21 protein-coding genes are annotated in these 19,651 nt (G+C 43.0%); 12 read left to right on the top strand and 9 right to left on the bottom strand.

Annotation, left to right across the window (positions count from 1 at the left end; all coding sequences use genetic code 11):
- Positions 1-35: 35 nt before the first annotated feature.
- From DTQ70_RS10210 to DTQ70_RS10200, 3 genes are all read right to left on the bottom strand, one after another.
- Positions 36-278: a hypothetical protein gene (locus tag DTQ70_RS10210; protein ID WP_122930711.1), complete on the bottom strand. Its 243-nt coding sequence runs from the start codon at positions 276-278 to the stop codon at positions 36-38.
- Complete coding sequence (locus tag DTQ70_RS10205; RefSeq protein ID WP_122930710.1) at positions 268-1,593, bottom strand: site-specific integrase; 1,326 nt, start codon at positions 1,591-1,593, stop codon at positions 268-270. The genes DTQ70_RS10210 and DTQ70_RS10205 overlap by 11 nt, the downstream gene beginning before the upstream one ends.
- A 64-nt stretch (positions 1,594-1,657) precedes the next feature.
- Entirely contained in the window at positions 1,658-1,888 is a 231-nt protein-coding gene (locus tag DTQ70_RS10200; RefSeq protein WP_122930709.1) for a hypothetical protein, read from the bottom strand.
- 145 nt (positions 1,889-2,033) lie between these two features.
- Between DTQ70_RS10200 and DTQ70_RS10195 the strand changes: the two genes are divergently transcribed.
- The 3 genes from DTQ70_RS10195 to DTQ70_RS10180 all read left to right on the top strand — a co-directional run bounded on the left by DTQ70_RS10195 (position 2,034) and on the right by DTQ70_RS10180 (position 4,199).
- Positions 2,034-2,687, top strand: a complete 654-nt coding sequence (locus DTQ70_RS10195) for a helix-turn-helix domain-containing protein (RefSeq protein ID WP_122930708.1) — start codon at positions 2,034-2,036, stop codon at positions 2,685-2,687.
- Positions 2,688-3,048: 361 nt separating this feature from the next.
- A complete protein-coding gene (locus DTQ70_RS10185) occupies positions 3,049-3,426 on the top strand; it encodes a DUF2809 domain-containing protein (RefSeq protein ID WP_122930706.1) in 378 nt (125 codons plus the stop codon).
- A complete protein-coding gene (locus tag DTQ70_RS10180; RefSeq protein ID WP_122930705.1) occupies positions 3,423-4,199 on the top strand; it encodes an oxygenase MpaB family protein in 777 nt (258 codons plus the stop codon). The genes DTQ70_RS10185 and DTQ70_RS10180 overlap by 4 nt, the downstream gene beginning before the upstream one ends.
- Before the next feature lie 217 nt (positions 4,200-4,416).
- Here the strand turns inward: DTQ70_RS10180 and DTQ70_RS10175 are convergent, their stop codons facing one another.
- Positions 4,417-5,439, bottom strand: coding sequence for a PmoA family protein (locus tag DTQ70_RS10175; RefSeq protein WP_122930704.1), 1,023 nt, complete (start codon positions 5,437-5,439; stop codon positions 4,417-4,419).
- 75 nt (positions 5,440-5,514) lie between these two features.
- On the opposite strand from DTQ70_RS10175, the gene DTQ70_RS10170 reads away from it, so the two are divergent.
- The 5 genes from DTQ70_RS10170 to DTQ70_RS10150 all read left to right on the top strand — a co-directional run bounded on the left by DTQ70_RS10170 (position 5,515) and on the right by DTQ70_RS10150 (position 11,280).
- Complete coding sequence (locus tag DTQ70_RS10170; RefSeq protein WP_122930703.1) at positions 5,515-6,147, top strand: viroplasmin family protein; 633 nt, start codon at positions 5,515-5,517, stop codon at positions 6,145-6,147.
- Positions 6,148-6,173: 26 nt separating this feature from the next.
- Positions 6,174-6,890, top strand: coding sequence for a tRNA1(Val) (adenine(37)-N6)-methyltransferase (locus DTQ70_RS10165; protein WP_122930702.1), 717 nt, complete (start codon positions 6,174-6,176; stop codon positions 6,888-6,890).
- Positions 6,891-6,898: 8 nt separating this feature from the next.
- Positions 6,899-7,789 carry an oxygen-dependent coproporphyrinogen oxidase gene (gene hemF / locus DTQ70_RS10160; RefSeq protein WP_122930701.1) on the top strand — a complete coding sequence of 297 codons (891 nt, stop codon included), beginning with the start codon at positions 6,899-6,901 and terminating at the stop codon, positions 7,787-7,789.
- A 131-nt stretch (positions 7,790-7,920) separates the two neighbouring features.
- Positions 7,921-10,581 carry a DNA gyrase/topoisomerase IV subunit A gene (locus DTQ70_RS10155; protein WP_122934346.1) on the top strand — a complete coding sequence of 887 codons (2,661 nt, stop codon included), beginning with the start codon at positions 7,921-7,923 and terminating at the stop codon, positions 10,579-10,581.
- A gap of 12 nt (positions 10,582-10,593) precedes the next feature.
- Positions 10,594-11,280 carry a vancomycin high temperature exclusion protein gene (locus DTQ70_RS10150; protein WP_229600107.1) on the top strand — a complete coding sequence of 229 codons (687 nt, stop codon included), beginning with the start codon at positions 10,594-10,596 and terminating at the stop codon, positions 11,278-11,280.
- 72 nt (positions 11,281-11,352) lie between these two features.
- Here DTQ70_RS10150 and DTQ70_RS10145 read toward each other — a convergent pair whose 3' ends face one another.
- On the bottom strand, positions 11,353-12,192 hold the full coding sequence (locus DTQ70_RS10145; RefSeq protein WP_122934344.1) for a sugar phosphate isomerase/epimerase: 840 nt from the start codon (positions 12,190-12,192) through the stop codon (positions 11,353-11,355).
- 98 nt (positions 12,193-12,290) lie between these two features.
- Between DTQ70_RS10145 and DTQ70_RS10140 the strand changes: the two genes are divergently transcribed.
- Positions 12,291-13,493, top strand: coding sequence for a class I SAM-dependent rRNA methyltransferase (locus DTQ70_RS10140; RefSeq protein ID WP_122930700.1), 1,203 nt, complete (start codon positions 12,291-12,293; stop codon positions 13,491-13,493).
- Positions 13,494-13,551: 58 nt separating this feature from the next.
- On the opposite strand, the gene DTQ70_RS10135 is transcribed toward DTQ70_RS10140, so the two are convergent.
- Positions 13,552-14,016 (bottom strand): group 1 truncated hemoglobin, encoded by a 465-nt coding sequence (locus DTQ70_RS10135; RefSeq protein ID WP_122930699.1) that lies wholly within the window; start codon positions 14,014-14,016, stop codon positions 13,552-13,554.
- A 77-nt stretch (positions 14,017-14,093) separates the two neighbouring features.
- Positions 14,094-14,525, bottom strand: coding sequence for a heavy-metal-associated domain-containing protein (locus tag DTQ70_RS10130; protein ID WP_122930698.1), 432 nt, complete (start codon positions 14,523-14,525; stop codon positions 14,094-14,096).
- A 185-nt stretch (positions 14,526-14,710) separates the two neighbouring features.
- On the opposite strand from DTQ70_RS10130, the gene DTQ70_RS10125 reads away from it, so the two are divergent.
- The gene (locus tag DTQ70_RS10125; RefSeq protein ID WP_028525740.1) at positions 14,711-15,250 is read left to right on the top strand and encodes an RNA polymerase sigma factor; all 540 of its coding nucleotides are present in this window, start codon (positions 14,711-14,713) and stop codon (positions 15,248-15,250) included.
- Positions 15,247-16,035, top strand: a complete 789-nt coding sequence (locus DTQ70_RS10120; protein WP_122930697.1) for an anti-sigma factor domain-containing protein — start codon at positions 15,247-15,249, stop codon at positions 16,033-16,035. The genes DTQ70_RS10125 and DTQ70_RS10120 overlap by 4 nt, the downstream gene beginning before the upstream one ends.
- A 70-nt stretch (positions 16,036-16,105) precedes the next feature.
- Here DTQ70_RS10120 and DTQ70_RS10115 read toward each other — a convergent pair whose 3' ends face one another.
- Complete coding sequence (locus DTQ70_RS10115) at positions 16,106-16,504, bottom strand: Dabb family protein (RefSeq protein ID WP_028525739.1); 399 nt, start codon at positions 16,502-16,504, stop codon at positions 16,106-16,108.
- Positions 16,505-16,894: 390 nt separating this feature from the next.
- Here DTQ70_RS10115 and DTQ70_RS10110 point away from each other — a divergent pair, with 390 nt between their 5' ends.
- A complete protein-coding gene (locus DTQ70_RS10110; RefSeq protein WP_122934343.1) occupies positions 16,895-17,884 on the top strand; it encodes a zinc dependent phospholipase C family protein in 990 nt (329 codons plus the stop codon).
- Here the strand turns inward: DTQ70_RS10110 and DTQ70_RS10105 are convergent.
- A complete protein-coding gene (locus tag DTQ70_RS10105; protein WP_122930696.1) occupies positions 17,881-19,569 on the bottom strand; it encodes a sodium:solute symporter in 1,689 nt (562 codons plus the stop codon). The genes DTQ70_RS10110 and DTQ70_RS10105 overlap by 4 nt on opposite strands.
- Positions 19,570-19,651 lie beyond the last annotated feature (82 nt).

The following is a 19,651-nucleotide window of genomic DNA, read 5'->3' as shown; positions in this document are numbered from 1 at the left end:
TCCCCCTTGGTTGCTCAGGCCAAGGGGGTTTTTGTTTAGTTTTCAAAAGATTCGTGATAGTCTTTGACAATGTCTTCAAACAGAACTTGTTTCCAGAACTTATCCGTATTTTTTAGCGCGTGCTCCTTTTCTCTCAATGTCGCTTTGTAATGCTCGACCTCTGCCTTTAATTGTGCAACCAGTATTCGGTAGTTGGCTAAATCTGTCATGTAGTCCAAAATGACACTCTCCCGAACCTCACACTTCTTTTTCCAATATTCACTATTATTAGATTCCATTGCCTTCGTTTTTTTTGGTTTTTAAACTTTCTTCAACTTGCTGAAAATCACGTATTACCGTAGATTCGTTCACCCTGGTATAATGCCTGGTCGTGGTCTTTAAATCGGCATGGCCAAGCATGGCAGAAACCGACGTTATTGGCATACCCGCGTTTAGTAGAATGGTGGCGGCTGTACGTCGTGCAACGTGTGTTGTGAGGCGCTTTTCGATGCCTGCAACGTGTTGAATTTGCTTGAGGTAGGCGTTTATTTTTTGGTTGGCCTGAACGGGCAAACAAACGCCTTTTTTGAGGCAATGGGGATGCTGTGCGTATCGTTCCAGTAGTTCAATGGCTTCGCTCCCTAGTGGGACGATGGCAGGGGCATTTGAGGTATTTTTAACTTTTGAACGAACCTTAACAATGTACTTTTTGCCCTCTTCTTCTTTGATTTCGGACGGTTTTAGGCTCTGTAATTCTTTATAAGCGAAGCCCGTTAAACACCCAAAAAGAAAAATATCGCGTACTTGGTTAAGTACTTCAGATGCAAAGTGAGCCTCTTTGATGGCCTGTACTTCTTTGGGGGTGAGGGCTTCATGCCGTTTGTTTTCCATTTTGCGACGAAAGAGCGCAAACGGGTTTCGGTCTATCCAGTGGTTAGCCAGTGCGAAGTTCATAACCCGTTTCCAGTGGGCTACAATTTTCATAGAAACGTCGTTGCTGGCCTCTTTTTGACTTTTTAGCCAAAGGACGCAAGCCGTTGCATCGGCAGGTACAAGGGTTTGAAGCAATGCTTTTGAGCCGTACCGATTCGTCGTAAATTCTTTTAAGTGCCGATGCCAAACTTTTTGTTTTTGGAACGTACTCTTTTGAAGTTCACCTATTTGTAAACGCTGCTCTGATTCCTCCTTCAAAAAAATATCAAGCACCTCAAGGGCGTTGGGCGTGTTTCCGATGGGAATATCAAGGGCATAGGCTTTAATTACTTGTAGGTCAATTGGACGGCCTGTAAACTTCAACTCACTGTAAAATTCCTCTGCCTTGGTTTTGATTTGTACAAGTAGCTGTGTGGCATTTGGATTGTTTTTGACCGTTGCTGTTTTAACGTCAAAAAAGGCGGGTTTACACTCTATACCTGTACTGAAAGCCAAACGGTTACGCCCGTGATTAAGGCTTGCTTTGATAGGGCATTTGGCGTTTGGACTGTTACGCGCTCCTTTGGCAAAAAACGACACCGTGAACCGCTGCCGTGTTAGGGGAAATTTAGACTTTTGGTAACTCTCTGAATCGCTGATGGCGAGACTTGCACGGGCATTTCGTAACTTTGTACGTTTCATTTTTATTTGATTTGAGGTGAAACATTTTAGCCCTATACCGCTGGAACGGTATAGGGCTTTTTAATTAATTCAGAAGGTCTTTGAGGCTTGCAGGAAAGAAACGGTTAAAAAACGTAGTTAACTTATTGGCTTCTTCCAATGTCGGTTGTTTCTCACCGTTTGATAGTTTGGCAAAACGAATACGGTTGATGCCTGTATCTTGATAGAAATTACGTGAAGGCTTAAAAACAAGCATTGTTTCAGCCTCAAAGCGGTCTATCAGACGCTTTACGGGGGGACGGTTTTGTATTTGCATCGCAAAAAGGTTTTTATTTACTGTAAAAATGGTAAATATTTACTGTATATAAAACAATTGACACCATTTATGTGGTAAAATAAAACCATTATATTCGTAAATATTTAATATTCAACTTGTTAAATAATACCATTATTTTTGCAAAATGAACTTATCATATAACATAAAGTCGATTAGAGAAGCAAAGCGAGTTAAGCAATTGGAAATTGCAGCTGCTTTAGAAATTGACCCATCAAATTACGCTAAGCTTGAAAGGCGAGGCAGTAAACTTTCAGTAGAACAACTGGAAAAGATAGCTAGGGTGTTGGATGTCTCTGTTACGGAACTGATAACAGGCGAACCACAAGTAGTGAAGAATGATGAACGGGTAAAGGAGTTAGAAGTACTTGTGAATCATTGGAAGGAATTGGCTGAGGTGAGAAGTGAACTGCTAAAGCAGAAAGAGAAACAATTGCAAGACATAAAAAAATGCCTTCAAATTGACTTGGAGTTGATTATCTTCTATTGGATTCAGGACAATAAGGAAAAGTATAGTATAGATACAAATACTCAATGGCTTGTTGACCTTGAACAAACGCTCCCAACAATGCAACCACAAAATTTGAGAAAGCTTTACATAGAAGCACTTTGGCATAATAACATATTAAACTATGCAATTGCACAAGGCTTGTTGGGTAAAGTAGGAGAGATATTTAGAGAGTATCAACTTGAGATAATGCGACAATTACATACAAAACGGATAGGCTACGAAGGTTTACAAGATAGTTCTGAAATTATTTTCGATAAGCCTAAAGAATAACTGACTCAAGTTTGCTTTCAAAGTTGTTCTTTTCTTACAAAGTTGCTTTTTGTGTTAAGCTGCTCAAAGTCAATGGTTTATGTGAGTTTGTTTTTTTGTATTGTTATAAATTTGTTGTGAGTTTTGCTAACTCAATAAATGTGAACATCTTTAACTCTCTGAAAAAGAGCCTTTTGTACGGTTGTTTTCAAATCCCGTCCGGACCGCCAACACAAAGCAAAAAGCTCAGAGAAATCTGGGCTTTTTTTGTTTCATACAATCTCATGACAGGAAACAAAAATTATGTGCTCAAATTTTTACAAAGAAACTTTTTATTGTAGCCTGCTTTTATTTTACTTTGTAAATAAAAGTACTTTTTAAAATGTTTTCTCAAAAACACTACCTAACGATAGCAATTGTCATATTTCTGATTGAAGTAGCCATTGCAGCTTTCGTTCATGATGCTTTTCTGCGCCCTTTTGGAGGAGATTTTTTAGTTGTGATTCTGATTTACACCTTAGTGCGAGGGGTTACACCTTTTAGCGTTGTGCCGACAATTGTAGGAACTTTACTTTTTAGCTTTTTTATAGAAGCCTTACAGTTTATCAACTTTGTCGAAATAATTGGCCTTGAAAAAGTCAAAATTGCAAGAGTGGTTTTAGGAACAAGCTTTTCTTGGCTCGATATATTGGCCTATTCACTAGGGGCGTTGTTTGTGTTTTTTGTAGAAAGTATCATTACTATTCAATCGTCCAAATGAGCTACTTCGTCGCACCCAATTCCATCGTTCGGACAATATGGGGGAAAGCTGATACCATCTTGTTTATTTTTGCGGGGGCATCGGCTGAGTTTGCCCTCAATAAAGCCGTCGATTGGCTGTATTTTACGGGAAAGCTGCCCTCTGACCCGCTTGGTCGGTTGTTTTCGACGGTGGCTTACGCTCGTCAAATTGTGTTTTCGGAGGAGGAGCAAGCCCTTAATTCCATTGATAAAATCGCCGCCATTCACCAAGCTGTTGAGCAAAAACGAGCCGCTCAAATCCCCGATTGGGCCTACCGCGATGTGCTTTTTATGCTGATTGATTATTCCATTCGTGCGTTTGAGGTGCTGGAACGGAAATTAACCCAAGAAGAAAAAGAAGAAACCTTCGACGTATTTTATCGGGTAGGGGCTAGAATGGGTATTCAGGGGCTACCTACAACCTTTGAGGATTGGCAAAAAATGCGTGAAGAACACTTGCGGGACAACTTACTGTCGAGCGAATTTACCCATGACCTGTACCGCCAATACCAAAAACATTTGGGCGGCGTTCGCTTTTTTATTCTAAAGCAAGCGCAAACTTTAGTCGTTCCTCAAAGGGTTAATCGGCTTTTGGGACTTGGCAAAATTCCACTTTTAATACCTGTGGTTACTACGTACAAGTTGTTTAGGTACCTAAAGCTTGAAAATTTACTAAAGGATACCATTCTACCTACGGCCTACAAACCTCAAATAGCTGCGCTTGACACTCGGTCTGACTATCGTCTGACTTGACACTCGGTCAGACGACAGTCAGACCGAATACAATTCGGGTAGGTACTTGGCCTGACTATCATCGTTACTTGCTCTTATTGGGTCTGACTATCGTCTGACCCAGGCTACTTTGACACTCGGTCAGACGACAGTCAGACCGAATACAATTCGGGTAGGTACTTGGCCTGACTATCATCGTTACTTGCTCTTATTGGGTCTGACTATCGTCTGACCCAGGCTACTTCCCAAAATCTGCCGCGATTTTATTGATTTGGTCGTCAGAAAGGGTTTTTGAAGCGATAACCGTGCGGTATCGGAAAGTAGTGGACTCGCCGTTTTTAAGCGTCAGATTAAGATTTTCTTTACCCTTACTAAAAATAGCTTGTCCAAGCGGGTTGGCGGCAAAAAGACCGTAGCCACGGGCGTGCCAATAAGTCGGATAACCCACATTTTTGGGGTGGTCGAGAATAACGACATTGATGGTTTCGTCGCCCATCTTTCCGCGTAAGTTGCACCAACGGCCGCGCGTACTCCAAACATTGTCACCCTCAACTCCTTCACTGGTTCGATAACTGCCCGTAATGCCCGTGTTGTCCATCGACGAAACTTTGGTCACTACCCCGTAAGCATCCGTAAACTCAGAAGGCCCCGTAGAAGGATGTTCCAGTTGTCGAGCGACGCGAATGGCAAACATGCCGTCCTTTACGTCTTTAAACACTACTTCGGTTTTAGCAGTTAGCGTAGTGATGCGGTCAACGGTGCGGGTGGTGGCGTCTCCTTTAAAAATATACGTGGTAGTTTCGGTCAACATCAAGCCCCCTTTTTTGTCGAGCCAGTCGGCCGTAACGGTAAGGGTACCTTCGTTTTTGCCACTTTTCATTTTGGCGATTCCCGTATGAACGATGGTCCCGTAGGTGTGTTTTTCGTGATCTACTTTTGTAGAGTTGTTCCAAAAGTCGTGGGCGTTGACCGATTCATAGTTGAGCCACATCCCGACGTGGTGTGGGTGATCCACACGTTCACCCGTACGAGGTTTGATGGGCCAGCCGCGCGTAATTTCAGTGCCTTGGGCGGTAAGCAGGGGATAAAGAACTGCTTTTTTTAAAACATCGGGGCCTGGATAAAAATAACTTGTGAAAGGCTTGCCGTCGATTGTAACGTCGATTTTCTTTTCGGTCTCGTTGGGGGTGAGGACGACCCCTTTTTGGGCGATGGCTAAACTTGAAAGAGCCAAAGCGCCCACTAAAAAAGGAAATTTCATAGAATTTGTAGTGGAATTTCCTTCTAAAGGCGTTGAGATTCCGTTTTTACCCCGTACTTTCTTTATGTTTGTAACATGGCTAAAAAAAGAAAATTTTACGTAGTTTGGGAAGGACGCCGTCGTGGGGTGTTTACGGAGTGGGACGAGTGCGAGGCGCAAATCAAGGGTTTTGCCGAGGCAAAATACAAGTCATTTGATACTTTAAAAGAAGCAGAAGCTGCGCTTAGCAAAAGTTATTGGGAATTTATTACTCCGAGCAAACCCAAGCCTGCGCTGAAAGAAGCCCCTGCCAATGTGGGCAAACCCAACGCTGAAAGCATTGCAGTTGATGCCGCTTGGAACACCGCCACGGGCGATATGGAGTATCAGGGAGTATATGTCAGGACGGGGCAAAAGCTGTTTCACCAAGGCCCTTTTCAGGACGGGACAAACAATATTGGTGAGTTTTTGGCAATTGTTCACGGTTTAGCGTACTTGCAAAAGCACCAAAGCAATTTGCCCATTTATACCGACTCCAAAACGGCTATGGCGTGGATTAAACGTAAACATGCCAACACCAAACTGGAAGTGACTCCGCGTAACAAAGCGTTGTTCGAAATGCTGCAACGGGCAGAAGAATGGCTTTCAAAAAATACCTATTCGAACTCAATTTTAAAATGGGAAACGGAATATTGGGGGGAAAATCCCGCTGATTTTGGCCGAAAGTAGTTGCATAATCTTTTTAAACAAACAACATGGGACGTAGTTCAAACCCCTATTTTAAGTTCAAACAATTTACTGTCTGGCACGACCGCAGTTCATTGCGGGTATGTACAGAAGCCTGTTTGCTAGGGGCGTACGCGTCGGTGGACGGGGTGAAAAGAGGGCTGGATATTGGCACAGGGACTGGCGTGCTGGCCTTGATGGTAGCGCAAAGGAACGAAAATTTGCGCATCGATGCCATCGAAATTGAGCCCTCAAGTGCCGAACAAGCCCAAGAAAATGTCAGTCAAAGCCCTTTTGCCGAACGGATACGGGTTTATGAAACTGCTCTCCAGAATTGGGATAAAGAAAAGGGCTACGATTTTATTATCAGTAATCCTCCCTTTTTTGAAAATCACTTGCTTTCTACCAACGAAATTAAAAACCAAGCGCTGCATACCGAGAGTCTTACGTTGGCCGAATTGGCCAATTCAGTCGCCCAATTGCTCTTAAAAAAAGGCCGATTTGTGGTGTTGTTGCCACCTTTTGAAACCCAAAAATTGACCGAGCTTATGCAGGAAAAAGGACTTTGGCCTGTCAAGCAATTACAAGTTTTTCAACGAGAAGAAAAAGCACTTTTTCGACTTATAACGACCTTCCAGTGGCAAAATAAGCCCTTGCAGATAGAGAAACTTACCATTCATGAAGGGGATGGTAAGTATTCTGAGGGTTTTCGTACTTTATTAAAAGACTATTATTTGATTTTTTAAATTAAAAAATGCGTAACACGATTTCTGATTACTTCCAACAGTTACAAGACCAAATCTGTAGAGCCATCGAACAAACCGACGGAAAAGGCAAGTTTCATGAAGACCTTTGGCAACACCACGGCGGTGGCGGTGGCCGAACGCGCTTGATTCAGGCGGGAAATATCCTTGAAAAAGGAGGTGTCAATTTTTCGGCGGTGCAGGGACAAACTTCCGAGGCGCTCATGAAACAAATGAACCTCACCGAGCGGGCCGATTATTTTGCCACGGGGGTGTCGATTGTGATGCACCCCAACAGCCCGATGGTTCCCATCATTCACATGAATGTTCGCTACTTTGAGATGTCCAACGGCACAAGCTGGTTTGGGGGAGGGATTGACCTGACGCCGCATTACGTCGTTGATGAGGATGCTCGCTGGTTTCACCAACAACTCAAAGCTACCTGCGATGCCCACGATGTCAATTACTATCCCAAATTTAAAAATTGGGCAGATGATTATTTCTTCTTGCCGCACCGCCAAGAAACCCGTGGCGTGGGAGGAATATTCTTCGATTATTTGAAACCTACCTCCGACGCCCAGAAGAATCAGCTGTTTGAATTTGTCAAAGCTGTAGGCGAAACCTTTGCACCCACTTATACGGCATTGATGAAAAAAAATGCTAATATTCCGTATAGTGAAGAAGAAAAAAAGTGGCAGCTGGTACGCCGTGGGCGTTACGTGGAATTTAATCTGGTGTGGGACCGTGGCACAAAATTTGGACTAGAAACGGGTGGACGAACGGAGTCAATCTTAATGAGTTTGCCACCTTTAGCAGGCTGGGAATACGATTATCGTCCCGTTTCTCAATCGCGCGAAGAATACACGCTTTCGATGCTAAAAAAAGGTATTGAGTGGGTCTAAAACGTGATTTTTGGACATTTTTTTGTATATTTACGTGTTAAAAAATTGTAATTTACCAATAGCGATTGAGCGACTATTTTGGTAAAAGGGTTGATAAAACCCTTACATTACGTGGCACTCAATACGAACCGATGAGCGAAATTAACGACACTTTACCCGAAGACCAAAATCCCCTTGAACACACCCGCCACGACCAGTTGGTGGTGTCGGATATGTATCAAAACTGGTTTTTGGATTATGCCTCTTATGTAATCCTAGAGCGAGCCGTACCCAACATCGAGGATGGCCTAAAACCTGTGCAGCGCCGTATTCTTCATGCGCTGAAAGAAATGGACGATGGGCGCTTTAACAAAGTAGCCAACGTGATTGGGGCTACCATGCAGTTTCACCCGCACGGCGACGCGTCAATCAACGAAGCGATTGTCAACATGGGTCAAAAAGACCTGGTGTTTGATACCCAAGGTAGCTGGGGTGACATCCGAACGGGGGATGGCGCAGCTGCCGCTCGCTACATCGAAGTGCGCCTTTCTAAGTTTGGCAACGACGTAGTTTTTAATGAAGATACAACCGAGTGGCAAATGAGCTACGACGGCCGTAAACGAGAGCCTGTTACGCTACCCGTGAAGTTTCCGTTGCTCTTGGCCATGGGGGTGGAAGGGATTGCCGTGGGGCTTTCGACCAAAATCATGCCGCATAATTTTGTGGAATTGATTGAGGCGTCAATGGCTTATTTGAAAGGATTGCCGTTTACGTTATACCCTGATTTTCCAACGGGAGGGTTTGTCGATGTAACTAACTACAACGATGGACTTCGGAGCGGAAAAATTCGCGTGCGGGCCAAAATTGAAGAGCTTGATAAGAAAACGTTGGTGATTCGTGAAATTCCGTTTGGAACAACCACGACTTCCATCAAGGATTCGATAATCAAGGCCAGCGAGGAAGGGAAAATTAAGATTAAAAAACCCGAAAAGGGAATGCAAGCGGTGGAAGACCTCACGGCAAGGGACGTGGAGATTGTTATCCACCTTGCTCCAGGCGTTTCGCCCGACATTACCATTGATGCTTTGTATGCTTTTACGGAGTGTGAGGTAAGTATTTCGCCAAATGCCTGCGTGATTATCGACGAAAAACCCCACTTTGTGACGGTTTCTCAAATCTTAAAAACGTGTACCGACCAAACAGTACATTTGCTCAAACGTGAGCTAGAAATCAAACGATTTGAGCTAAAAGAAAAACTTTTATACAGTTCATTAGAGAAAATCTTTATCGAAAATCGCATTTACCGCGATATTGAAGAGTGCGAAACGTTTGAGGCGGTTATTCAAACGATTGATGCGGGACTAACACCATATAAAAATGACTTTTACCGCGAAATTGTCGAAGAGGATATTCTGCGCTTGACCGAATTGCGCATCAAACGTATTTCAAAATACGATGCCTTTAAGGCTGATGAAGCCATGAAACGCCTAGAGGCGGAGTTGGCCGAAGTGGAAGATAACCTCGTTCATTTGACACGCTATGCCATCAATTATTTCAAAGATTTGTTGAAAAAATATGGCAAAGACCGTGGGCGTCGTACCGAAATTCGTTCGTTTAATACCATTGCGGCGACCGTCGTAGCAGCTGCAAACCAAAAACTGTACGTTAACCGCGAAGAAGGTTTTATTGGTTATGGATTGAAAAAAGATGAATACGTCATGGACTGTTCGGATATTGACGACATCATTGTGTTTCGACGTGATGGGAAATACAAAATTGTTCGCGTAGCTGATAAAGTTTTTGTAGGTAAAGACATTGTTTATGTGTCGGTGTTTAAGAAAAACGACGAGCGTAAAATATATAATGTCACCTACCTTGATGGTAAATCAGGGGTAAGCTATGCCAAACGTTTTGCCGTCACGGGTATCACGCGCGACAAAGATTATGACGTGTCATTGGGGACAAACAAGTCGAAAATGACGTATTTTAGTGCCAATGACAACGGTGAAGCGGAAATAATTACGGTAAATTTAACTGCCCAAAGTACGGCACGAATCAAGATTTTTGATTTTGATTTTTCTAAGTTAGCAGTCAAAAATCGCTCGGCCATGGGAAATGTACTGACCAAGTATCCCGTCCGCAAAATAGCCTTTAAATCGGCAGGAGCCTCAACACTCGGTGGCGTTGACTTGTGGTACGACGAAGTGCTAGGTCGTTTGAATCGTGACGAACGAGGGCGTTATTTGGGTAATTTTGACAATGGCGACCTGATTTTAGTTCTTTACAAAGAAGGTACATACGAACTTACCAGCTTTGATTTGACCAACCGTTATGAACCCAAAGAGCTGGTGCTTTTGGAGAAGTTTGTTCCTGAAAAACCTATTACGGCAGTTTATTACGAATCGGTACAAAAAAATTACTTTGCCAAGCGTTTTAAAATAGAAACCACAACCACCGATAAGAAATTTTCGTTTATTGGTGAAAACAAGGGGTCTAAAATCGTTTTTGTTTCTACGGACGTACATCCACGCATGGAAGTGGTGATAGAAAAGAGCAAAACGGAGAACCAGGTTGAACAATATACTTTGGATGAATTTGTAGAGGTAAGAGGCTGGAAAGCCCTGGGCAATCGGGTTTCTGCTTTGAAAATCAAAGAAATAAAGCAGCTCGAATCCATTCAAGCGGAAATAGCCGAACCAGAAATTGTTGAAAATGAATCACCAGAAATAGCCGCGTCGTCTGAAGAAGACGAAACGTCACCTCAAACCCCACCCACAGCTCCCGATGAGACGGGGCAGTTGGGGCTATTCTAAAAAACGAGCAATGTGAAAACCGCTTTTTTACATATCAACGCCATTCGCCATTCGCGCCGTTTGCGGGTCTCTTTGATGAAAAAACTCATCAAGGCGGGCTTGTGGTCGGTGTTTGGAGTGGTAGTGGCAGTGTTGTTGTGTAATTGGATTGTGGTACTAACGACCCGCCATAGGGTATTTTTTGACGTTTCTTCTTTACCTTCCAACGACGTTGGGCTGGTTTTGGGGACAAGCAAATACGTCGCACGTGGGAAGGAAAACTTGTTTTTTAAATACCGAATGGAAGCCTCGGCACTATTGTTTAAAGAGGGAAAAGTCAAGTACCTGATTTTGAGCGGTAACAAAGAAGCCGAAACGTACGACGAACCCAAAGCCATGAAACAAGCATTGACAAAATTGGGGATTCCTGAAGATGTATTGCTACTTGACACCGCAGGCTATCGAACGTTTGATTCCGTTGTCAGGAGCCGTGAGGTGTATGGCCAAGAACGTGTGACGATAATTTCCCAAAATTTTCACAATGCCCGAGCGCTTTATTTAGCCGAACATGAAGGGGTGGATGCCGTCGGATTTGCCGCGCAAGATGTACCCGATGGCTATTCGCTTAAAACCTTGCTCCGTGAGTACCTTGCCCGTCCTAAGGCGATGTTGGACGTGTACGTCCTCAAACCCGAAGCGGGAGTGCGAGAAGGGGAGTGAGATAAACCAAAACCTCCCGAAAGTTTTAAACTTTCGGGAGGTTCTTCCAAACTTTCGGGAGGTTGATTAATATTAAATCGAAAGTTGTTTCATCCAATCGGCATCTACTTTGATGCTATCAATCGACGCTCCAGGGTATTGTTCTTGTTCAACTAGGTAGTATTTTACCCCCGCTTTTTTGGCAGCTTTCAAAATCGTCACAAAGTCAATTGAGCCTTGCCCCAAATCTTTCTGGGTTACTTTGCCGCTACTGTCTTTTACCATGTCTTTGATGTGTACCAATTCGTAGCGTTTTCCATACTTTTTGAAGTGCTCAACAGCATCTTGTCCCGCTGCTACAATCCAGCACAAATCCAATTCAAACATCACCTTTTTGGGGTCAGTGTTTGCCAAAAGCACTTCGTGCGGAATTTGGCCTTCGAGTGGCTTAAAAGAGTAATCGTGGTTGTGGTAGCCAAATTTCATTCCCGCGTTGGTCACTTTTTCTCCCACTTGGTTAAACAAATCAGCTTTTTTCTTCCATTCATCAATCGTTTTTTGAGGCCCTAGATAAGGACAAAGCATGTATTTAAGGCCTGCTTCGGCGCCACGCTCGATGTTTTTGTCGAGGTCTTTGTTCATGTCAAAGTGCGTACTTACCATTTTGACGCCCATATCACCCAAAAAAGTTTTACATTCTTTCGGCGACATTCCCCACAAAAAGTCAGGCCCGCCGTAGCTTTCAAATTGTGTATAGCCCATTTCAGCCAGTTTTTTCATGGTTCCTTTGGCATCTTTTGGCATCAAATCACGAACGCTGTAAAGCTGAATTCCAAATTTTTTGATGGGTTTCGCTTCAGTAAAAAGACTTGGTGTGAGGGCAATTCCCGCGCTTAATGCGGAGGTTTGTTTCAAAAAATCGCGACGATTCATTGGTGATTGGTGGTTAGTTTCAGGAAAAAAAACGAAAAATGTGCTTTCTACTTGCATTGAGCTAAGTATTTTTGTCTTTCCAATTAATAAATATCTTCGTGCATTCTTTTCCAATTGTATATCTAAAACCCAATCGCGACGAAGCCGTACGGCGGTTTCATCCGTGGGTTTTTTCGGGAGCTATCGCCCGAATCAAAGGCCAACCAACTGACGGTGAAATCGTTGAAGTTTGTGATAGCCGTGGCCAGTACCTAGCAACGGGGCATTATCATAATGGCAACATTGCCGTAAAATTGTTCAGTTTTGAACAAATTGTACCCAACGTCGATTTTTGGAAACAGAAATTGCAAAAAGCGTTGACCGTCCGCCAGCAGTTGTTTGCCACCCAATGGGGGAGTGAGGAAACCATCACCAACAGCTACCGTTTGGTACACGGCGAAGGGGATGGTTTACCTGGGCTTATTATCGACTTCTACAACGGAGTGTTGGTTATTCAAGCCCATTCGATTGGGATGTATCGTGTGCTCAATGAGTTGGCGCAAGCACTGCAGGAGTTGTACGGCAGTGATTTGAAAGCCATTTATAATAAAAGTGCCGATACCTTGCCCGATGAATTTGCCAAAACTACCCAAAACGGGTACGTATTCGGCAGTTGTCCAGTACCGCATCCTGTCAAAGAAAATGGACATACTTTTTTGATTGATTGGGAAACTGGGCAAAAAACGGGCTTTTTCCTCGATCAACGCGATAACCGACGGTTGTTGGGAAGCTATGCCAAAGGGAAAAATGTACTGAATGCGTTTTGCTATTCGGGAGGTTTTTCTATTTATGCTTTGGCAGAAGGAGCACAATCGGTCGATTCGGTGGATGCCTCCAAAAAAGCGATTGAATTGACGGAACGAAATGTGGAAGCCAATTTTGGTGAGACACCAAACCACAACTCGTATGCAGAAGACGTAATGAAGTTTCTAAAAGAAACAACTGGTACTTACGATTTGATGATTCTTGATCCACCAGCCTATGCCAAGAGCATGTCGGCGCGTCATCGCGCCGTACAAGGGTATAAGCGATTGAATGCAGAGGGCATCAAGCATTTAAAACCAAACGGGATATTGTTTACCTTTTCGTGTTCGCAAGTAGTGGACCGTGAGTTATTCTACAATACCATTGTAGCAGCGGCCATCGAGGCAGGGCGTCAAGTGCGAGTTTTACACCAAATTACGCAGCCCGCCGACCACCCCGTCAATCTTTTCCATCCTGAAGGAAGCTACCTCAAAGGGTTGGTACTTTGGGTTGAGTAAAAAAAAACAGCAGGGCAATTTGCCCTGCTGTAATACTCAACTACCCAACCAGACCCTACTATTTGCCAACGATTTGGCCTTTCAAGCCTCCTAAAACACCTAAAAGTTCGTTTTGCTCGGTAGATGGTACATTGAATTTATTCAAGGCCATTACCAAGTCATTGACCAATGAATTAAACTCAGTATCAGTGATATTCATACCTTTGTGAGCTGTTACCATGTCTTTGCCTTTGTATTTTTGAGGACCACCACTGGCTTCACCAATCTGGTCAATCAAGTTGTTACGAAGGGCTGTTAAGCGAGCTGTGTTGCCTTTTTGTACTTCTTGTAGAAGTGGCGTAAACGTACGAACCATGTTAGGGTCAGCTGCTACGTTAGTAATAAACTGATCCACAACAGCTGAGATGGCATCAACTCCACCCAAACGTTCGTAAAGAGATTTTGGCGCTGCTTCTTCTTCTTTCTTACAAGATGACATAATGAACACAAGCGCAACCGATAAAGACAAAAATGCTTTTTTCATGGTTTTAATTGATTTAATTGATTGAGAAAATGGATTAAATTAAAACTTGAGTAGTTATTGAGAGAAAATAAAAGATGCTAACGGAAACAGAAGGCGTATTTTGCGCGCTCAAATGCTTGAATGTATGACAACGGCACGGGGCACTGAGGACCGCTTGCTGCAATGCCATCAAAGGATGCGGGCTCAACTTTTTTGGCAGAAAAACTTCCTACCAGTGATTTCAAAGAAGACTCGTTGGTAGCATCAGGGTCAAAAGTGATGCTTACGAGTTGACTTGCGGGATTGACTGTACAAGCGGTGACCCCTTTTTGTTGACTAATTTGTTTTTGTAACGCTTCCGAATTAGTAGTTTCGTCAAGCCCATCTACTTTTATGATGGTCATGCTAATTGGCTTTACATAAGCGTGCATGGGTGCAGGTTCTAGATTGGCATAAACAACAAATGCCACAAAAAGAAAACCTAAGGAGTAAAGCGAAATTTTAACGGTTTTGATAAGTCCTTTTTTCATGGTGGATAGCCTTTTTCATGGTGGATAGCCTTTTTGGTACTATCTACGAGAGCGAATGTCAAGTTGGATTTAGAGGACTGATTTTTTTTTTTGATATTGCATACATGAAAGCTCTTAAACAGAAGTACGCTCGCTTTTGTTTACTTGTAAATACTGTCCATTCTCAAGTGGTTTAACTTTTTTATATGGGATTAAAAACGCCTAAATTGAATGAGAGCGAACTATTGGAACTTTTGCGAAGGCAAGATCGCAAAGCTTTCAATTACCTTTATGATAATTATTCCGACGCACTGTACGGGGTTATCTTAAAGGTGGTTCGCACTGAAGAAACTGCACAGGATTTGCTGCAAGAAATCTTCGTCAAAATTTGGAAGAACATTGCCCAATACGATTCAAGCAAAGGGCGTTTGTTTACCTGGATGCTCAATATCGCACGGAATACGTCGATAGATTATTTGCGAGTTAATCGCCTCGAAATCCAAGATATAGATACAGCCGTATATACTGTAGAACAAGGTCAATCTATATATGAGGAAATTAACAATAACGAACTTAAAGAAGTGGTGTCGCAACTAAAACCGGAGCAGCAAACGCTGATAGAAATGGTGTATTGGGGAGGCTACACGCACGAAGAGGCAGCCCAAAGGCTAGATATGCCGCTTGGGACGGTAAAAACGCGTGTGCGAAGTGCTCTTAGGGATTTAAGAAAATTTTTTGGTGCATGATTAACGTTAAAGAATACATAGAATCAGGTATCCTAGAAGACTATCTCTCAGGGAACGTTTCCGATCAGGAACGGAGGGAAGTGGATTGCCTATCTAAAATTTACCCCGAAATAAGGACTGAGTTAGATAGTCTCAGCGATACAATAGAACGATTTGCTTTTGCCAACAAAGTGGCTGCCCCAGCTGCGTTGAAAAGTAAAATTATGGCACAGCTCACCTTTGCCGATGACGAACCTGAAACACAGGTGGAACAAGTTGTCGAAGAAGAAGATAATGTGCCCGTTTTACCGCTTAATTCTCGCGCAAATTCCTTTCAATGGGGGTGGGTAGCGGCGGCCTCAGTGGTTGCTTTGGTAGGTTCGGTGGTGTATTTTAACGCTCGTTTGGATACACTTTCAACAACGGTGGCACAACAACAGAATGAAATTAAAGCACAAACGACGCAAATTGCGCAATTAAATGATGCAAATAACCAGTTTGTGACTTTGAAAGGGGTAGAAAAATCACCCAATAGTTCGGTGCGGGTTGTGTGGAATCCTAAAACGCAGGAAGTTCAGTTAAGTGTTTTGTCATTGCCTACTCCTAGTGCCGACAAACAATATCAACTTTGGGCGTTGGTAGGAGGTAAACCAGTTGATTTAGGCGTGTTTGATGTAAGTACTGCCTTCCAAAAAATGAAAACGACGGGACAAGCAGAAGCATTTGCAGTCACGCTCGAAAAGAAAGGAGGCAACCCGACGCCTCATTTGGAAGAGTTATATGTGATGGGTAAGGTGGCAGGGTAATCCTGCCCCGTCCCCAACAAAAAAGCCTCGGCAATGCCGAGGCTTTTTTGTTGGCTAGTTTTGAGAAAAACTATTTAGCAATGCTTGCGTCAATCACCAATTCTTTTTCCCAAGATGCTTGGTTGTTTTTTACGAACTCTTGGTATTTTGGGTGATTTTGGAACGTCAAAATGTCATCCTTCGTGCGGAAAGTAAGATAGTGCATCGCATCATATTCTGAGCTTCCTGCCACGCTCAACGTTTTACCACCTGAGTAAGCAACCATTTGGTGAATCTCACGGCGGAGCTGAGCAAATTCATTCATGTGGCGCTCAATGTCGGCGGCACTTGCGTCGGCCTTAAATTTAATGCAAACGATTTTTTGAATCTCTGCATTCTGACTTGGTGTGTAGGCTCCGTAAATGATGAGCATAAATACACAAAGGCCAAATACTGGTTTGATATATCCGAAAAACTTCTTCTTGTTCATTTTGGTAATAATTTGATTTTTAAACTTCAGTTTTCACGTCTGATTTTGAATACGGTGCAAAGATAACGAACGAAATTTAAAAATTGTACTTTTTTTATTAAAAATATAAACAATTCTGTATTTTTTGCATTTTGCCAAATCAAATTATGACCGTATTAAAAGTGACGATACAACCTTATTCAACGTCTCAGTAAAAATTTGAAGATTAATTCGATGATTCTGCAAAAAATACTCAGCCAATTACTTAATTCAAAAACTTATTTTAAGCCAATTTGCAGTTCCAAAATGGTTTTATTTCAGTTTTTGAGGATAAAAAATACAATAATACACTTTTGTGTAAAGAGCGAATACCAAATAAAATTTGGGGTGTACCCCTGTAATCTATGTTTAATTCGGAAAATATTTACCCTAATTTTTCTTCTGTTATTGTTGAATATCCCAATTTGTGGCTTTTCTGGTAAAATAAAGTGGGGTTTTTGGGCGCACCAGCGCATCAACCGTCTCGCGGTTTTTAGCCTTCCTCCCGAAATGCAAGTGTTTTTCAAAAAACAAATTAACTACTTGACCGAAAATGCGGTCAATCCCGACAAAAGGCGTTATGCAGTGGTGGGAGAGGCTCCACGTCATTATATTGATGCCGAAGCGTATGGAGATAGTGCGTTGTATAAACTGCCTTATTATTGGAAAGAGGCCGTTGAAAAATACGGAGAAGATACGTTGGCGCTTAATGGCACCGTACCTTGGGCAATCCAGCAATACAAATTTCAGCTAACGGAAGCATTTCGTCAAAAAAATCCCCGCCGTATCTTACGGGTAGCGGCAGATTTGGGACATTATATTGCCGATGCCAACGTCCCTCTGCACACAACCCGCAATTACAACGGACAAATGACGGCTCAGGAAGGGATTCATGCCTTTTGGGAGTCGAGGGTTGCAGAATTGTACGGAGAAAGTTATGATATGTTTGTTGGTGCGGCTATGTATGAACACAAAGTAGCCCACCGCGCTTGGCAGGCCGTCCGAAATGCCAATGCAGGATTGGACAGTGTCTTACGTTTTGAGCGGGAGTTGTCGGCGAAATTTCGACCTGAACAAAAATACGTATTAGAAGATCGTAATGGGGTGATAGTAAAGACCTATTCGAGGGAGTTTTCGGAACGGTACCACCAGCTGCTAAACCGCCAGGTCGAACGGCAGATGCGTGCTTCTGTTAAAATGGTGGCGGATTTTTGGTTTACTTGTTGGGTGGATGCAGGCCAGCCCATCCTTTCCGATTTCTCTCATTTTGACTTAGACGAACAAGCAAAAAAAGAAGAAAAAGAAGAAAAAATGGGCTGGTTGAAGCGATTATTTTCGGTCAGAACGGAGAGCGACAATTAGGCGTTGGCAGGCTTAATTTTTTGAATTATCCACGCAAAAGCAATGACGAGTACGCATCCGACGACGTTGAGCCATAAAAATGCCATTAAGTCATACCACCAGCAAAGAACTACGCCGATTTCGGCCACAATTGCTCCCCAAAAAGTAGCCTTACCACCAATGTTTTTGAAGTAAAACGCGACCAAGAATATCCCTAAAATAACGCCGTAGAAAAGCGAACCAAGAATATTGACGGCTTCAATCATGCTTCCTAATTTGCTGGCGTATTGCGCCACAAAAATGCAAAAAATGCCCCATCCAATGGTAGAAATGCGGGTTGCCATCAAATAATGATTGTCGCTGGCATCGGTTTTATAGACGCGTTTGTATAAATCAACGACCGTGGTAGAGGCCAGGGAGTTGTAGGCAGCGGCAATCGAGCCCATTGACGCACTAAAAATGACGGCAATTAATAGACCAATCAGCCCAATGGGGAGGCGGTCGAGTACGAATCGCAAGAATACGTAATTTACATCGCTGGTATCGGCGGTTGGGTTGTTTTTCTTAATCAAGGAAACCGCGTCTTTTTTAAGCTGTTTTTGGGTGTCGTCCGATTCTTTCAAGGCTTCTTGCCAACGGGCAATCGAAGTTTCGTCTCTAGAATCTAATGCTTTGGCCAAGCCATCTACGGCTGCCCGCTGACTGCTCACTGCCAATGAATGTTTCTCTTCCAACGATTGGTAATCGGCGGCGTATTCGCTATTTCTGAGTTTGTCAGTTTCTACTTTGTTAAAAAATAACGGGGCGGGATTGTATTGATAATAGACAAAAACGAGCACTCCAACGAGCAAAATCAGGAATTGCATCGGAATTTTTAATAAACCATTCATCACAAGCCCCATGCGGCTTTGTCCAATCGACTCACCTGTGAGGTAGCGGCCTACTTGCGATTGGTCAGTGCCAAAATACGATAGTTGCAAAAAGAAGCCTCCAATCAGACCCGACCAAATATTATAACGGCTATTGGGGTCAAAATGAAAATCAATGGTATTAAGACGTCCTGCTTTCCCCGCAATCTTGAGTGCATCCACAAAACCAATGTCACTGGGCAACAGATGAACAACCATGTAACCCGCCACAAACATGGCCATGGTCACAATAATCATTTGCTGTAAATGGGTATGAGAAATGGCTTTTGTGCCGCCCGTAACGGTATAAATCAATACCAACGAGCCCATCAAAATATTGGTCCAAGTTAAATCCCAGCCTAAAATAGTGGCTAAAATGATGGAAGGAGCGTAAATGGAAAGCCCCGTTGAAAGCCCGCGTGATAATAAAAATAGGATAACGGTAAAAATACGAACTCTACCATCAAACCTAGTTTCGAGAAATTCGTAGGCAGTGAAAACTTTAAGTCGGTGAAAAATGGGTACAAAAGTGATACTAAGCACGACCATCGCCAACGGAAGCCCAAAATAAAACTGAACAAAGCGCATTCCGTCGGCAAAGCCTTGGCCTGGGGCAGATAAAAAAGTAATCGCACTCGCTTGCGTAGCCATTACGGAAAAGCATACGTGGTACCAAGGTAGCGATTGACCTGCAATAAGGTAATCATCCATATTTTGCTTGCCACGGCTTCGGTAAATACCGTAAATAATGATAAAACTGAGGGTACCAATTAAGACAATCCAGTCAATAAAACTCATTGGCAGGAGGGATTAGGTGGAAAGTGAAAGGTTTAGAAATCTGGGAAAATTATTCGAAATACTTCATCATTAAGTAAAAAAG

This window comes from Runella sp. SP2 (assembly GCF_003711225.1).
GTDB lineage: Bacteria > Bacteroidota > Bacteroidia > Cytophagales > Spirosomataceae > Runella.
Note: the sequence above shows the minus strand (reverse complement) of the source record. Positions and strands in the feature narration are given on the sequence as shown.